The sequence below is a fragment of the Paenibacillus sp. NPDC057934 genome, assembly GCF_042887565.1.
In the GTDB taxonomy this organism is placed as follows: Bacteria; Bacillota; Bacilli; order Paenibacillales; family Paenibacillaceae; genus Paenibacillus_AQ.
Genome location: NZ_JBHVPB010000001.1, coordinates 580,779 through 597,398 on the forward strand (window position 1 = coordinate 580,779; position 16,620 = coordinate 597,398).

At 48.4% G+C, this 16,620-nt stretch carries 13 protein-coding genes; 12 read left to right on the forward strand and 1 reads right to left on the reverse strand.

Annotation, left to right across the window (positions count from 1 at the left end):
• The first annotated feature begins 19 nt into the window (after nucleotides 1-19).
• The 11 genes from hrpB to ACFVRY_RS02905 all read left to right on the forward strand — a co-directional run bounded on the left by hrpB (nucleotide 20) and on the right by ACFVRY_RS02905 (nucleotide 14,337).
• Nucleotides 20-2,515, forward strand: coding sequence for an ATP-dependent helicase HrpB (hrpB, locus tag ACFVRY_RS02855; RefSeq protein ID WP_387497046.1), 2,496 nt, complete (start codon nucleotides 20-22; stop codon nucleotides 2,513-2,515).
• A 296-nt stretch (nucleotides 2,516-2,811) separates the two neighbouring features.
• Nucleotides 2,812-3,171, forward strand: coding sequence for a replication termination protein (locus ACFVRY_RS02860; protein ID WP_387497049.1), 360 nt, complete (start codon nucleotides 2,812-2,814; stop codon nucleotides 3,169-3,171).
• A 166-nt stretch (nucleotides 3,172-3,337) separates the two neighbouring features.
• Complete coding sequence (locus ACFVRY_RS02865) at nucleotides 3,338-3,721, forward strand: DivIVA domain-containing protein (RefSeq protein ID WP_066369617.1); 384 nt, start codon at nucleotides 3,338-3,340, stop codon at nucleotides 3,719-3,721.
• Between the two features lie 59 nt (nucleotides 3,722-3,780).
• Nucleotides 3,781-6,504, forward strand: coding sequence for a CHASE3 domain-containing protein (locus ACFVRY_RS02870; protein WP_387497052.1), 2,724 nt, complete (start codon nucleotides 3,781-3,783; stop codon nucleotides 6,502-6,504).
• A 203-nt stretch (nucleotides 6,505-6,707) separates the two neighbouring features.
• On the forward strand, nucleotides 6,708-7,574 hold the full coding sequence (locus ACFVRY_RS02875) for a PRD domain-containing protein (protein WP_387497055.1): 867 nt from the start codon (nucleotides 6,708-6,710) through the stop codon (nucleotides 7,572-7,574).
• Between the two features lie 24 nt (nucleotides 7,575-7,598).
• Nucleotides 7,599-8,108 (forward strand): PTS sugar transporter subunit IIA, encoded by a 510-nt coding sequence (locus ACFVRY_RS02880; RefSeq protein ID WP_066369615.1) that lies wholly within the window; start codon nucleotides 7,599-7,601, stop codon nucleotides 8,106-8,108.
• A gap of 42 nt (nucleotides 8,109-8,150) precedes the next feature.
• Nucleotides 8,151-9,608: an N-acetylglucosamine-specific PTS transporter subunit IIBC gene (gene nagE / locus ACFVRY_RS02885; protein WP_387497058.1), complete on the forward strand. Its 1,458-nt coding sequence runs from the start codon at nucleotides 8,151-8,153 to the stop codon at nucleotides 9,606-9,608.
• Between the two features lie 183 nt (nucleotides 9,609-9,791).
• Nucleotides 9,792-11,312, forward strand: coding sequence for a methyl-accepting chemotaxis protein (locus ACFVRY_RS02890; RefSeq protein WP_387497061.1), 1,521 nt, complete (start codon nucleotides 9,792-9,794; stop codon nucleotides 11,310-11,312).
• Between the two features lie 603 nt (nucleotides 11,313-11,915).
• Complete coding sequence (locus ACFVRY_RS02895) at nucleotides 11,916-12,440, forward strand: cysteine hydrolase family protein (RefSeq protein WP_387497064.1); 525 nt, start codon at nucleotides 11,916-11,918, stop codon at nucleotides 12,438-12,440.
• Between the two features lie 97 nt (nucleotides 12,441-12,537).
• Nucleotides 12,538-13,452 carry a DMT family transporter gene (locus ACFVRY_RS02900; protein WP_387497066.1) on the forward strand — a complete coding sequence of 305 codons (915 nt, stop codon included), beginning with the start codon at nucleotides 12,538-12,540 and terminating at the stop codon, nucleotides 13,450-13,452.
• 42 nt (nucleotides 13,453-13,494) lie between these two features.
• Nucleotides 13,495-14,337, forward strand: coding sequence for a class I SAM-dependent methyltransferase (locus tag ACFVRY_RS02905; RefSeq protein WP_387497069.1), 843 nt, complete (start codon nucleotides 13,495-13,497; stop codon nucleotides 14,335-14,337).
• Between the two features lie 62 nt (nucleotides 14,338-14,399).
• Here the strand turns inward: ACFVRY_RS02905 and ACFVRY_RS02910 are convergent, their stop codons facing one another.
• A complete protein-coding gene (locus ACFVRY_RS02910) occupies nucleotides 14,400-15,293 on the reverse strand; it encodes a LysR family transcriptional regulator (protein WP_387497072.1) in 894 nt (297 codons plus the stop codon).
• Nucleotides 15,294-15,578: 285 nt separating this feature from the next.
• On the opposite strand from ACFVRY_RS02910, the gene ACFVRY_RS02915 reads away from it, so the two are divergent.
• Nucleotides 15,579-16,526: a phosphate ABC transporter substrate-binding protein PstS family protein gene (locus ACFVRY_RS02915; RefSeq protein WP_387497075.1), complete on the forward strand. Its 948-nt coding sequence runs from the start codon at nucleotides 15,579-15,581 to the stop codon at nucleotides 16,524-16,526.
• The last annotated feature ends 94 nt before the right edge of the window (nucleotides 16,527-16,620 follow it).

Below are 16,620 nucleotides of genomic sequence, written 5' to 3' on the forward strand. Positions count from 1 at the left end.
CAGATAACGGAGAGATACGATGGAACAACTTCCAATACACCAGGTGCTTCCTGACCTGAAAAATATACTGGCTTCTAGTACAAACGCTATTCTCGTAGCAGAGCCGGGAGCAGGTAAAACTACCGGAACGCCCCCGGCCTTTCTGGACGAGCTATGGATGGAGGGCAAGACCATCCTGATGCTGGAGCCCCGCAGACTGGCGGCTCGTTCTGCTGCGACCTACATTGCTTCTCAAATGGGTGAAAGTGTAGGACAGACGGTAGGGTACCGAATGCGCATGGATACTAAAGTCGGCCCTCAGACACGGATCATTGTCGTCACTGAAGGCGTGCTGACACGGATGCTGCAAACCGATCCTACCCTCGGCGATGTGGGGCTTGTGATCTTCGATGAGTTCCACGAACGTAGCCTGCATGCCGATCTGGGTCTGGCGTTGACGCTGGAAGCGCAGGCGGTGCTTCGGGAGGATCTTCGCATCCTGATCATGTCGGCGACACTGGAGACAGAGAGGGTATCAGCTCTGCTGGGGGGCGCTCCTGTAGTGGATTGTCCTGGGCGGACCTATCCGGTAGAAACAGTCTATACGCCTGTTCCTGCGTCGGCCTATATCGAGAAATCGGCTGCTGCGGCTGTACGGAGAGCCTTGGCTGAGCAGCCGGGGGATGTCCTCGTGTTTCTGCCGGGAGAGCGGGAGATCCGCCGGACCCAGCGGGAGCTGGAAGCCGCTATTCTGCCGCAAGGTACGATCCTGCGGCCGCTTTATGGACAGCTGCCGCAGACTGCACAAGACGCTGCGGTTGCTCCAGCGGTGCCGGGCCAGCGCAAGGTCGTGCTGGCGACCTCTATCGCCGAGACGAGCTTGACGATTCAAGGCGTTCGCACGGTCATTGATACCGGACTGCGGCGCACTCAAGTGTTCTCGCCGCGTACGGGGATGCCGCGCCTGGAGACGGTGCCGGTGTCGAAGGCTTCGGCCGACCAGCGGCGTGGCCGGGCGGGCCGTACAGCTCCCGGTGTCTGCTACAGGCTATGGAGCCAGGAGGAGCATTATCGACTCCCGGACGAGAACGTGCCGGAGATCATGGAAGCCGATCTGACGCAGCTCGCTCTTGAACTGGCCGTGTGGGGCGTGCCGGACCCGGCAGCCCTGCCCTGGCTAGATGCGCCGCCCGCCGCGCCTTACGCGCAGGGCGCCGCGCTGCTGCGCCAGCTGGGCGCGCTGGACGCCAGCGGCGCCATCACCCCGCACGGCCGCAGCATGGCCGCGCTGGGTGCGCACCCGCGCATCGCGCATATGCTGCTGCGCGCGCAAGGGCTTGGCGCTGCCCCGCTGGCCTGCCGGCTGGCCGCGCTGCTGCAGGAGCGGGACCTGCTGCGCGGTCCCGCCGGGGGAGATTGCGACCTCACGCTGCGCGTAGAGGCGCTGGTCCGGTTCGAGCGCTCCGCCGGATCTGATGGCGGCGGAGCTGATCTTGCGGCGCTGCGCACAGTGCAGCGCGAGAGCCGGAACTACCTGGCGCAGCTGAAGGCCTCGCCAGGGGAAGAGCCGGACAGCAGCTTATGTGGGCTGCTGCTGTCGTTCGCCTACCCCGACCGGATCGGGCAGAGACGCGGCGAAGGCGCGTTTCTGCTGTCAGGAGGCCGGGGGGCGGCGATGAGGGAAGGGCAGCCGCTGGAACGCTCCGCGTATATTGTGGCCGCCTCCGTGGATGACCAGGGCCCGCAAAGCCGGATTTTGCTGGCTGCAGAGCTGAGTGAAGCGCAGCTGCTGTCCCATCATGGGGACAGCATAGTGGAAGAAGCCGAAGTCTATTGGGACAAGGATAGCGGGAGCGTTAAGGCCCGGCGTCGCACCCGGTTGGGCGCCCTTATTCTCAAGGAGACAACCCATGAGCGTCCTTCGGCAGAAGAGGCAGCAGAGGGACTGCTGGCGGCCATTGCTTCTGAAGGTCTGGATGTATTGCCCTGGGAGAAGGGACCGCAGCAGCTTCGCCAGCGGATGATGTTCATGCATGGCTTGCGTGAGGATTGGCCGGATGTATCTGATGACGCGCTTTTGGAGTCACTCGCTGACTGGCTGGGTCCTTATCTGCACGGGATGCGTAGCCTGCGCGATCTTCAGCGGCTGCCTTTGGGTCGAGCGCTGGAGGATCTGCTCGATTGGAAGCAGCGCCAGACGCTCGAACAGGAAGCTCCCACCCATATTACCGTGCCAAGCGGCTCGCGCTTGCCTATAGATTACGGGAATCCGGCAGCTCCCGTGCTGGCGGTACGACTGCAGGAAATGTTCGGTCAGCAGGATACGCCGAGACTTGGCGGGGGAAGAGTACCAGTCTTACTACACCTTTTGTCGCCAGCAAGAAGGCCCATGCAGGTTACATCGGATCTTGCGAGCTTTTGGCGTAATACCTATTTCGAAGTTAAGAAAGACCTGAAGGGGCGATATCCTAAGCACTATTGGCCGGACGATCCGCTCCAGGCGGCTCCAACCAGCCGTACGAGACCAGTAAAATAGCCAACAAAAGGCTGCATTTTCTACGGAAATCCGTACGAATGCAGCCTTTTTTTAATAACTACCGCCCACATTTCAACATATGAAAAATTCACAATAGAAAAGAGATAAATCCATAGTCCTCCACCAATCTCACCTGCAAAACCAAACAAATACTCTCCTCAAATACATCTCTCTCAGAAAAAGTGAACCCCTTGCCTTTATTTCAGGTTGTGAAAGTTGGAAAATAGTGCTTATACTAGATTCATAGCAGGAATAAATAGGATTGGGTATTTACACATCAGGAGGTGTATCTTGGCATGGCTTTTATGATTGCCCAACGGGCTTTTATTAAGGTGTATCTGATAACAATGGTGGAGCAGCATCGCGGATATGGTTATCAGATGTTGGAGGATATGCGACGGGAATTCAAATCGCACGGATACGCTCCTCCGCAGAGCGAGATTTACCGTGCGCTGCACGAGTTGGTGCAGCAAGGCATTTTGTACCGTACCAAGCAGTTGAAGGGGAATGATCCCAAGGTTGATTTTCAGGAAATCGTCCTCTATCACTTCACTTCAGATGGCGAGGAGAAAGCCAAACTTTATAAAAAGCAGGTAAAGACCGACCTGGACCGTTGTCTCGGAATTCTGAATAAAGCGGTCACTGACAATTTTTAATAAACGGGTCTTGAATCTGTGTTATTAGGCTGCCTTATCCCTGGATTTGGAAAAGCTTCGACTGCGGGGGGAGATTAGCAATTTCAGTGATATTTTCAGGGGGCCCGCGCCCTGTTATAATGAGTACTGCTGGAATTATTGCAGTATATACTTGGAGGTATTACAGATGGACGAACATATGAAACGTCGATTGGACAAACAAAGAAAACTATTCAGCCAATTAGGAATAACGCTCGATGCCCTTACGATACATGAGAAGGAATTCGGCATGAAGCTTCGTGGATATGATGCGGAGGAAGTAGATACATTTTTGGATAGTGTGATTAAAGATTATGAACGTTTCTACGCTACCATCGCTGATCTGATGGACAAATGGCAGGAACAGCAGCTGGAGCTGCGCGAACTCAAAGCTGAGGCTAAAGCCGCTGTTGCTCCGCCAACCATTGTCCGCGGGATTGACCCGATGGATCTGGAGGATGTCATTCTGAAACTAGAGGCCAATATCCGTCAGCTCAAGGACAGAATTCCGCGCACCGAGAGCTTCCTGTAATCTCATAATCCACGCTCACCGGAATTCACTAATGACAGACGCTGATGGGGGTTAAGCTTTTGGTCGATAGACGGGTATGGAACCTGAAGATTCGTGGCAAGATCGCACTGGGGTATTTCATGATTCTGTTAATGCTTGGACTCTTTCTGCTCATAGTATCGGCAAGGATTAGCAAGCTGGAAGCCGAGACTGTTTTTCTTAGTGATCACGATATGAAGGTTCATGAGCTAACCTATCAGATTGAGAAGAATGTGCTGGATATGGAGACAGGTCAGAGAGGCTATGCACTCACGGGCAAGATGGAATATCTGCCTCCGTATAATAACGGTCTGGCGGAGTGGCGCATCAATTACGCCAAGCTAAATGGCCTGATTGCCGACAATCCCGCTCAAGTTAAGAATCTACAGACGATCATGGTCAATATTGAAAAATGGATCGAGGATGCCGGACAATACGTCATTGATCTTAAGCGCAATGGCCAGAATGAAGCCGTGAACCGCTTTTTTCAAGATGATACCGGCAAATCCATTGTTGATTCTATCCGTTCCCAGTCCGAATATTTTCTCGACAACGAACGGGCCCTTACCAATGAACGGATCATCACTCTGAAAGAAGGAAACCACAAATTACTGCTGACGATGTACATTTTATGGGGTCTCGTGGCTGTATTTGCTGCGTTCATTACCGCACTGATTGCAAGAAGTATCGTGAGTCCGCTCAGACGTGTTATTCTTGCCATTAACAACATTGCCAGCGGAGGTAATTTGTCTGAACGGGTCCGAGTTAGGACACACGATGAGCTGTATGACCTCGGAGATGCCACTAACCGTCTGCTCGAGACTGTGGAACGGGATCAATGGGGCAGTGAGCAATTAAGTGTGATGTCTATTCTGCTTCAGGAAACTACAGATTTGACCGTTTTGTGCAGAACCTTTCTGAACAAGCTGGCATCTATTCTGGAACTGCAATACGGTGCTGTGTATGTGCTGAATGCGGAAGACAGCTTTGAGCGGATCTATTCCTACGCGGGTAGTGATGACAGTGAGAATTCTGTTGGTGTGAAAAAGATTAAGTCCGGGGAAGGTCTGGTCGGTCAATGTGCACAGGATATGACACTTAGGGTCCTGGAGGATCTGCCAGTGGATTACATCAGTATTAATTCCGGGCTAGGCAGAACCGCCCCGCGTTATCTCACCTTGGCCCCGGTCATTTTTGAGAACAAGACACTAGCCGTACTTGAGATTGCCTCATTGACCAAGTGGGCTCCCTTCCATTTTGAACTTCTGTCTAAGCTTGTGAATATGCTAGGTGTCACGTTGAATTCGGTCACGACACGGATGGAGATCCAGAAACTGTACGGAGAATCACAGGTTATGAATGAAGAGCTTCAGGTACAGTCCGAAGAGCTTCAGGTACAAGCGGAAGAACTGCAGAGCTACACAAAGGAACTGCTGACATTAAATAGTGAGCTGGAGATTCAGAAGTCGATGGCGGAGCGCTCCGCGATAGAGCTGGAGAAGTATAACGAACAGCTTGAGCAGAGCTCACGTTATAAATCGGAGTTTCTTGCCAATATGTCGCATGAGCTACGTACACCGCTGAACAGCATGCTTATTCTTTCCCAACTGCTGTCAGAGAATCGCAATGAATCACTAAATGAGGAAGAACAGAATTATGCAGCGGTGATTCATTCTTCAGGAAGTGAATTGCTCAGCATGATCAACGATATTCTGGACTTATCCAAGGTCGAAGCTGGAAAAATGTTAGTTGAGGTGGATGCTGTCAATTTGACGGAATTGCCTACCCTCATGCTATCCTATTTTGGAAAAATAGCGGAGCAGCAGAATCTGGAGTTCACAGTAATTCTGGATGAAAGTGTGCCGAACATATTCTACACGGATGAGCTACGACTTCATCAGATCCTGCGCAATCTGCTGTCGAATGCCTTTAAGTTCACCGAGCAAGGCAGTGTAAAAGTAGAAGTGTCCAGGCTGGATGCTTTCCAGTCCCAGAGCTATGTACCAGAGGAGCCGGTGCTTGCCTTTGCAGTAACCGACAGCGGTATCGGTATCTCCGAGAAGAATAGCCAATTGATTTTCGAAGCCTTCCGTCAAGCCGACGGTTCTACAGCCCGCAAATTTGGCGGTACAGGACTCGGACTTTCAATTTCACTTCAACTCGCCAGACTGTTAGGCGGCCATATTACACTGAGTAGCACACCTGGGGAAGGTAGCACCTTTACGCTCTATCTGCCTTGCCGGGAAGAGGAGACTAGAGAGGGTTACATTCCGGGTGCTCAATGGTCTGAAACGGCAGCATCAACAACAGATCACCGCACCCCGGCGGCGAACTCTACATATCGGCAGAACGCAGATCAGTTCGACAAGCAATATGAACAACTGCAAGGCCGGACCGTGCTTATCGTCGATGATGATGTGCGTAATATCTTTGCTCTTGAAAAGGGACTAGAACCGTATGACATGGGGATCTTAACCGCTCAAACGGGCTTTGAGTGCCTACAAATGGTTAGAGAGCATGACGACATTGATATCGTTCTGCTAGATATCATGATGCCGAATCTCGATGGCTATGATACGTTAAGCATTATCCGGGAAGAGCTGCTTCTGACGAAGCTGCCAATCCTGGCGATCTCGGCCAAGACGATGAAGGAGGACCGTGAGAAGTGCCTGGCAGCAGGGGCTTCTGGTTTTATGAGCAAGCCAGTAGTGCTGCAGGAGGTAGTCTCTCAGATGTGCAGACTACTGGAGGATCGTGAAAGCTGAGACTTACGCCCGACTTGACAATTTGAAAATTACCATTGACGCCTGCCCGGGTATGATTTATTATGAACCTTATAAATGATCATTTATAGTTTAGTGGCGTGTTACCGTAAAGGGCATGAGCCAAGGATTGTCTTATTTATTGAGACTATTCTTGGCTCTTTTTTATACCTTTCACCTGACAATCACTGGAAAGAGGGGAGAACTTGATACGGGAGCACGAGCAATTTCAAGTACAACGCGTAATCGGCAATAACGTTGTTATGGTGCAGGGGAGCAAGAACGGCAAAGAATATGTCATCATCGGCAAAGGGATTGGCTTTGCGGTGAAGGGCACGGGGGTCATTGAAGGCAATGATCACCGGATCGAGAAGCTTTTTCGCCTGGAGGACCGGGATGAATGGAGTCAATATCAAATTTTGCTGGAAGATATCGACCCTAAGGTTATGAAGATCACAGATGAGATCATCAGCGATATCGGGGAGCAGTTTTCCGGGAAGCTGAATGACAAAATCTACTTGGCGCTCCCAAGCCATATCCAGTTCACCATCTACCGTCTGCGCAACGGGATGGATATTGTCAACCCATTTTTACAAGAAACGAAAATGACCTTCCCGAAAGAATATGAGATCGCTTACAAGGCGGCGGAAAAGATCAATGCCGAATTTCAGGTACAGATTCCTGAAGACGAGATTGGATTCTTAACCTACCATGTCTACTCTGCTGTTAGTAACGTACCGGTAGGGCAACTGGTGAAAGCCTCCAACATCGTGAGCGAGTTAATGGACCTGATTCGGGAAGAACGCAACATTACCTTCGAGTACGGAAGCATGAATCATGTCCGGCTGATGATTCATCTACGCTTTTCTATTGAACGCATTTTACAGGGGTCATTAATCGACAATCCTTTTGTGAAGCATATCAAAAAAGAGTATAAGCGGGAGTACATGCTTGCAAAGAAGCTCGGAAAAGCAATGCAGAACTCACTGAGTGTAGAGGTTCCGGAGGAAGAATTATGTTTCTTGGCAATGCATTTGTACCGTCTGTTTCAAACGCTTGAGAAAAACAAATAGCAGCATAAGAGGGAGTGGCATCATATGTTTTCCAAATGGAAATCTAAAAAAGAAGAGAAACGTACTGGACATACCGTAACAATTAAAGCTCCTATGAGCGGGCAAGCGGTTCCATTGGAACAAGTTCCGGATGATACTTTTGCTGGTGGTCATATGGGCGGCGGAATCGCCATACAACCTATAGAAGGGAAATTGATCGCCCCTTTCGATGGGAAAGTTGCTCATATTGTGAAGTCAAGCCACGCCGTCATTCTGGAACATTCCTCCGGTATGCAGTTACTGCTACATATTGGAATAGAGACTGTCAGTCTGAAGGGGAACGGGTTCACCAGCTATGTCGCTACCGGGGATACTGTGAAGGCCGGACAGACGTTGATTGAATTTGATCTGGAAGCTATTCGTGCAGCCGGCTGTGAGACCATCTCCCCGGTCATAGTAACGAACAATGGTGAGACCGTACCACAGGTAGAAGGTCACTTTGGCCCTGTTACCGCAGGTGAAGACAGTATCCTTACCGTGGTTTTAACGCAATAAGCAAATAGCTTTACTATCTTGCCATTGAAAGGATGAGAGAATATGTTGGCTTTTCTTCAGAAACTGGGCAAGTCACTGATGCTGCCAGTAGCAACGATGCCGGCGGCGGCAATACTTCAAGGGTTTGGATTGATTGACTATGAAAAAGATTTGCATTTGGGCAGCGCGGTAGGAGGCTTCCTGAACCAGTATGTCGCCCCATTCTTGAATGCAGGAGCAGGTGCCATTTTTGGTAACTTGGCCTTAATCTTCGCCATTGGTGTAGCGATTGGATTCGCTGGTGATGCGGTTGCGGCGCTGTCGGCACTGATTGCTTACATGGTGTTAACAAAGATCCTTGCCATAGTTCCACTGCAATTTTCCTTTATTAATGATGATGTCGTTCTGAATATGGGCGTTCTTGGCGGTATTTTTGCCGGTGCGTGGGCTGCATTCCTATACAAAAAATATCATAATATTAAAATGCCGGATTGGCTCGGCTTCTTCGCCGGCAAACGTTTTGTACCGATTATCACTGCTGTCAGCACCATGGTGCTTGCCGTTTTGGTAGGTATGATTTGGAGCCCAATTCAAGATGTTATCAGCGAATTCGGTAACTGGGTTGTTGGTCTTGGTGCTTTCGGCGCCTTCTTGTTCGGTACGGCAAACCGACTCCTGATTCCTATCGGTCTGCATCACGTGATCAATACGATCGCCTGGTTCCAGATTGGCGATTTCACCAATGCCGCTGGCGAACTAGTGCACGGTGACCTGACTCGCTTCTTCGCTGGGGACAAAACGGCAGGGATGTTCATGACCGGATTCTTCCCAATTATGATGTTTGCTTTGCCTGGTGCAGCGCTTGCCTTCATTCATACGGCCAAACCAGAGAAACGAAAACTGGTAGCCTCCATCTTCATCGGGTCTGCCATCGCATCATTCCTGACGGGTATCACTGAACCGCTTGAGTTTTCTTTCATGTTCGTTGCGCCGCTCTTGTACTTGGTGCATGCTTTATTGACAGGTCTGTCTATGGCAGTCATGTATATTCTAGACGTCAAGCTGGGCTTTGGCTTTTCAGCCGGCTTAATTGATTACCTGGTTAATCTGAAAATATCTACCCATCCGTGGATCTTGATTCCGGTTGGCCTTGCATTCTTCGTGCTCTATTATGTGCTGTTCCGCGCCATCATTACCATCTTCAAACTCAAAACACCTGGACGCGAAGATGATATTGAGGATGAGGTTCAGGAAATCTCAGTAGGTAACGGTAATAGCATCTCTGCCTCCTCCAGAGCCTCCAAGATTCTGGAGAACATCGGAGGTCCAGACAACATTAAGAACATTGATGCGTGTATCACGCGACTGCGTCTCGTAGTGAATGACGAGAAGGCAGTGAAAGATGCGGCGCTCAAACAGCTTGGTGCTTCCGGTGTGATGAGACTCGGTCAAGGGACTGTGCAAATTGTATTCGGTCCACAATCCGAGCAAATTAAGGATGAGATAGAGAAGTTGCTGTAAAATGAAAGATTGATTCACTAGAAAATCACATTTAATTTACTTCAAGGACGAAATTTATAAATTTCGTCCTTGTTTAATGGCTATTTTTAGGATGCTTCTCTAAAAAGTTCGGCCCTTTCGTCCGATATAATAGTGCAGATATAATGCGCTAACATGAAAGGGCGAGTGAGAATGTCGATTTGGATGAAGACAAAAAGTCGAATTATGAATGAATCAAGAACAAATAAGACCAAAAGTTATACGGATTATGAGCAAGAGTTGACTCATCAGCGCAACAAGATTATGAGATTTATCTTATTATTTATTACATTAACAGTCATTCCACTGATTGTGTTCAGTCAGGAAATGTCGGAAGCTATAACTACGCTCGTTGTAGCGATTATCGCGAACGTAGTCTTTTTTGTACTGGTACGCAAAAAAGTTGCCGTACAATTGCTGTCTTACATAGTTGTTTTAATAATAAGTGGATTTATGTTTTTTATTAATTATTTGCAACCCAACTTATTTTCGTATTTGAGTCTCGGGATTCTTCTTGTATTTTACCCGACTTACAAACCTGTTTTAACCTATGCGATCATTAGCTTTATTCAGGTTAATTATTTTATTCTCTATCCAGCTACTACAGAGTTTGCAAACTATGAATGGGCAGATAACATTAAGTTATTCATCGCGTTTGCACTTCTGATAATCTTGTCGGTCCTTTCACGGCAAATGATGATGAATGCCTACCAAGGTAGGCTTAACTCCGAGTTGGCCAAAAAGAATGTTGAAGAGCTGCTGGATCAAATGAAAACATCCATTACCGAAATGGCAACATTCAATCGTCAACTGCAAAAGAATGTTATGGTTACCGGCGATATTACGGGTGAATTGACCATTGGGTTCACGGAAATGACCAAAGGTATCGAGAGTCAGACGGTCAGTGTCAGTGATATCTCTATGGCCCTTGGAGACGCCAATACTGCCATTCAACTGGTTGCCGATAATTCGGTAGTCATGCGTGAATTGTCCAATACTACTGCTGAGTCAGCGGAACGCGGAAATGAGCAGATCGGGGAATTGTCACGAAGCATCACTGATATCAGCTCTGTAATGGACGATATTACAGCAGCGATGCAGGAGCTGAATGAACAGAATCATAGTATTGGTACGATTGTAACAACGATTCAGTCTATCGCGTCCGAGACCAATCTTCTTGCCCTGAATGCGGCGATTGAAGCCGCCCGGGCCGGAGAGCAAGGACGTGGATTCGCGGTTGTTTCGACACAGGTCAGAAAGCTTGCCGAGAACTCCCATCAGTCTGCTGTAGAGATCTCTGGTCGCTTGGATGGACTTAGAGTCAAGGTGGAGCAGTTGTCCTCCCAATTGGAACGAGGCAAATCAATGATCGAATCTAGTGAATCCACTGTCAAGCATTCCGAGCGCGTATTCCGCGAATTGTCTGAAATTGCGACTCAGGTCATGAAGCAGGCCGAAGAAGTGGAAGAGAAGTCGATTGAGGTTCGCAATTCATCCGAGGTTATTGTGGCTGAGGTGGATTCCATCTCTGCAATAACCGAGGAATCCAGTGCGGCGTCTGAAGAGATTCTTGCCAGTGTCGAAGAGCAGAAGATGATCGTCGATGAAGTTGTATCTGGCTTCGAGCGCTTGGATCAATTGATTGGTGATCTAGAGAAGCTGTCGGAGAATAAAGCCGCGGAATAATTAATTAGGCAAAAGCGTTCGTGCCATACACTCGATGAGTGAGAGGTGCGAACGCTTTTTTTATATTATTTAAGTTGAACAAAAGAAATTAACAAAAAGCGAAGATGAACGAACGGGAGGGCTTTTGGAGCGGTAGGCGCACAGTGCTCACCTGAAAGTTTTCCATAAGAAAACTAGCACCAGAACATAGACTGTCGACAGTTTTCAACCACTAGGGACGTATTCCCCTTCACCAGGTCGTCTTGCGAGTGGAAAAGAGGGGTTATCTCCCAACTAACTGCAATTTTGTACCTTAATTTTCTTCAATATAGGCAAATGAGGGGAATAAGAGCATTATTGTATCTTATTTTTCGAAAAGGTACGCTGGTTGAGTGATTCTGGAAGATTAAGGTACAGTATTGTATTTAATCTCCATTTACTCTTAGCTGTAGAGGATTTAAGGTACAAAAATGCCGTTAATTACACTTCGACTTCGATACTTCGTATATAAACTCTCTTTTTTCTTGGCTATGTTTGTTATTTTAAATGCGTTCTATATAGACGCTGTATTTTTTTTGGTATAATCACGGTATTATTTATTCATTTACCTGGAGGGTTAAACCTATGAGTAGTGATACGGCATTGTTAATAATTGATGTTCAGGAAGCGATGTTTTCGTACCCGGGACAAGAACTGTATGAAGGGCCGCGCGTTATGGACCGGATTATCTCTTTGCTTGATAAAGCGCGACTGTCAGGCACACCGGTGGTTTATATCCAGCATACAGAAGATGAAGAATTCACAAGGGATTCCCCAACTTGGCAAATTAGCGCCCGTATTCAGCCCCAAGAGGGAGAGCGGATTATTGAGAAGCCGACCTGGGATGCTTTTCACCGTACAATCCTGCATGAAACGCTACAGCAGATGGGGATCACTCGACTGATTATTGTCGGCATGCAGACCCAATTTTGTGTAGATACCACAACCAGACGCGCTTATAGCTTGGGCTACGAGAGTGTGCTCGTCCAAGATGCCCACAGTACATTTGATACAGAACAATTGAGCGGGAAAGACATCGTCAGTCACCATAATGACATTCTGGGAGGGAGATTTGCAGAACTGAAGCTGGAGAGTGAGGTAGAGTTCTAACATGAAATGAAAATTATGAAAAAGGGCTGTATTTTTTCGTGTTTTGCGATACATTAACATATGTAACTTTACAGTAACGAAAGGATACTCTCACATTATGACTACCAAGAGGCCACCGATTCCTATTCCATTGTTAATGGTGATCGGAATTATGGCCATTTCATTTTCATCCATCTTCATTAAATGGTCTGATGCCCCGGCTTCAGTGCAAGGGATGTACCGCTTGCTATTCACCTCGCTGTTGATGCTGCCTTTTGCTCGCCCGCATAGCGGTGCGGTTCATAAGCTGCGCAGAACGGACTGGATGCTGCTTGTTTTCTCCGGTATAATGCTGGCACTGCATTTTTTGCTCTGGATGGGTTCGTTGTCGTATACTTCCGTAGCAAGCTCAACGATGATTATGGCATTGGAGCCGGTATTCATCATGCTGGGTGCTTATGTGCTTTATAAGGAAAAGACAGCAGCTTCCGCTATGTTGGGTGTAGCTATTGCTATCGGCGGAGTATGTTTTATCGGCTGGGGTGACATCGGGGTTTCTGCTGATAACCTGAAGGGTGATCTACTCTCGGCCCTAGGGACAGCTGCAGTTGCTGTACATATGTTGATCAGTCAGAAGCTTGTAGCCCAAATGCCCTCCTATTTGTACAGCCTGATTGTTTTCAGTGTAGCGGCGGTTGTATTTGGCATCTATAATCTGGTGATGGACATTCCTTTCTTCGATTATCCGCCCAAGGAGTGGGAAATTTTCTTACTATTAGCCATAATTCCCACAGTGTTCGGACATCTCCTCTTTAACTGGATGATGCAATATCTCTCCGCAACCACAGTATCTATGAGCATTTTGGCTGAACCGGTTGTAGCTAGTATTCTGGCTTACCTGCTGCTGAGCGAAAATTTGAGTATTCTACAGTGGGCGGGAGGACTGCTCGTAATGAGCGGCATGGCTGTTTATTTATGGTCTGAACGAAAGAAAGCAGACCCGGTGCCATCTGCACTGGAGAATGCATGTTAATAGGAGCTTTTTTTAACATTAGACAAAAGGAGTCACAATTTAATGAATAACCAGCATCAAGAATCGGAACCGACAGCAGGCGTGCAGGCTGGATCGGTTAGCGAAGAATCCTGGAATGAGGATACCTATGCCGCCTGGACAAGTCGGTTCGGTACCCCGGCGGAAGCAGCAGCCAGACTAGCGAAAGATCCGTTAGCCAAGCTGTACCCGATCTCATCCTATTTTGGCGAGATTAGCGGGAAGAAAATAATGAATCTTATGGGCTCCAATGGTATGAAGGCAGTCGCGCTTGCTTTGCTTGGTGCAGAGATGACGGTGGCCGACTTCTCCGAAGCCAATGCCCGTTATGCGAAGGATCTCGCTTCGGCGGCCGAAGTTCAGTTAACCTATCACGTATCGGATGTGCTGAATCTTCCGGCGGAAGTCGCAGAGGCTTCATATGATATCGTGTTTGCTGAACAGGGAATCGTCCACTATTTCACGGATCTTGCTCCTTTTATGGACACGGCCTATCGTCTGCTTTCTCCGGGCGGACGGTTCGTTCTGCGCGATTTTCATCCAATAACTACGAAGCTGATCTCTTCCAAAGGCTCTACAGCAAAAGTCCGCAAGCATAAGGTGAGCGGCGATTATTTTGACACAGGGCTGGAGGAGAAAATCGTATCTTACTCCAAGTACCTACCTGCCTCAGCGGGCGGAATGGGCGAGAAGAAGAGCGTGGTGCACTGGCGTCGCTGGACACTAGGTGAAATCGTCACGGCAGCAGCAGCCAGCGGACTTGTCATCACCATGCTGGTTGAAGAGCCCAATTTATCTTCGGATGTATATGATAAGGGCATTCCCAAGACCTTCACGCTGGTGGCGGAAAAAGCAGGGCAGGCATAATCCTGCTTCTATATAAAAAAGGTCTGGCGCATAGTTTCCTATGTGCCGGACCTTTTTTTGTATTATTGCGCTGACCTCTGTGCAAAATAGTCCAGAACCGCTTGTTCCAGCGGAGTTAGCAAATGGTCTTTGCGCCATGCGATGAAAAAACCGCCTCTTTCTGGCTGAATGCCCGGCAGAGGAGCGTAGCACAAGCGATGTTGCGCGACCTCTGTTTGAATTCCCTTTTTGGAATAGATCGCTACGCCACCTCCTTCACTGACGAGGCTTTTTATGAGCTCCGGTGAATCCAGTATCGTACGGTTCCACAGACGGACGCTATTGAGCTGTGCCCATTTGTCTGCGAAACCGCGCAAAGCGGAACCGGCTGCATGCTGTACCCAAGGCTCACGCACAGCCAGCTCTGCAGTTAATTCAGGATTCTCTTCAAAAGGATGTCCCGGTGCAAAGATCAGCACAGGCTCGTCTTGTTCGATCCGCTGGAAATGAAAGGTATCGTCATTATATTCGCTGGTGTGCAGCAGCGCTACCGGGGTTTCCCGAACCCGCAGCCGCTCTCGCAGTTCCCGGTCTGCATGTACAGATATGGATAATTCTATACCGGGAAAGTCCAGCATCAGCTGTGACATAGCTTTTGGAAGCACACAGCTGCCAGGAATATAGCTGGATTCCAGTTTAAGTTGTCCTTGCGAAGGAGAGGAGAACTGTTTGACGCTGCGCTCGGCATCTGCAGCGAGTGCAACGATTTTTACAGCGTATTGATACAAGGTCCGGCCAGCTTCTGTCAGCAGCACCCGACCACTGCGATATTGGAATAATGGAGTACCAAGTTCAGTCTCAAGATTCTTCATATGGAAGGAAACCGTCGGCTGTTTGACCCCGAGTTCGGCGGCAACCTCTGTAACCTTTTTGTATTTTTCAATTAACACTACGATGTGGAGTTTCATAATATTCATGATGTTCCCCCGGGAAAATGTTGTTAAAAACGGTGAATATTAAGCAGTTGTTTCTTTATTATAGATTATATCTATGTTGCTATACAAATTATGTTGTTATTTTTATCTTTCATTTTACACAACGAGGACCTTTCTCTAACGAACGAGCCCTAGAATAGGAAGAGTCAAAGGCGACACAATGCTGCCAAGGCAATACAACAAGACGTCAGCTTTCACTGCATATTGTGGTGGTCAAGCGTGTGGGAGCAATTGCTCCACAACAACTTTAGGGGGAGACAAACAATAATGCAATTTAGAAAATCTTGGATCATGACACTGGCTTTAACTAGCGTACTGGCACTTTCGGCTTGCGGAGCAAATAATGCAACAACCAATAATGGTGGAGGTAACACTTCCGCAACAAACGCACCAACTGAAACCAGCGGTGCCGATTTAAAAGGTTCGGTTCTGGCATCGGGCTCCACAGCATTGCAGCCGCTCGTTGAGCAAGTTGCAGAGAAGTTCATGGAGAGCAACAAAGGCGTAGACATTCAAGTACAAGGCGGCGGTAGCGGTACAGGCTTGACTCAAGTTGCTGAGAAGCAAGTAGATATCGGTAACTCTGATGTATTTGCAGAAGAGAAGCTGAAAGACGCTGACGCTGATAAAGCAGCAGCACTCGTCGACCACCAAGTAGCCGTAGTTGCGATTGCAGCAGTTACAAACAAAGAAGTTGGTGTTAAAGATTTGACCAAACAACAATTGGTTGACATCTTCACTGGCAAAGTAACGAACTGGAAAGAAGTTGGCGGTAAAGACGAGAAGATTCAAATCATCAACCGTCCAGGCAGCTCCGGTACGCGTGCGACTTTTGAGAACTTCGCACTGGGAACGAAGACTGAAGATCTTCAAGGATCTATTCAAGAAGATTCCTCCGGTACAGTTAAGAAGCTTGTTAGCGAAACACCAGGTGCTATCGGATACCTTGCACTGTCCTACCTTGATGACTCTTTGACAACACTCAGCTATGACGGTGTAGAACCTTCTGTAGACAACGTTATTGCTGGTAAATATCCAGTATGGGCTTACGAGCACATGTACACAAATGGTGAGCCAAACGAAACGGTTAAAGCTTTCCTTGATTACTTCTTGACTGACGAAGTGCAAAGCGGCGATGTAGTAGAGCTTGGATACATCCCAGCTTCCAAGATGCAAGTTACTCGTGATGTCAAAGGTAATGTAACGACTAAATAAACATCACGACCAAGCATTCTTCAGTAGAAATTCAATGTGATTAGAGGCGGAACCCTTCTGCCTCTCTTTTCACTTTAGAAAGAGGGAGCATTTC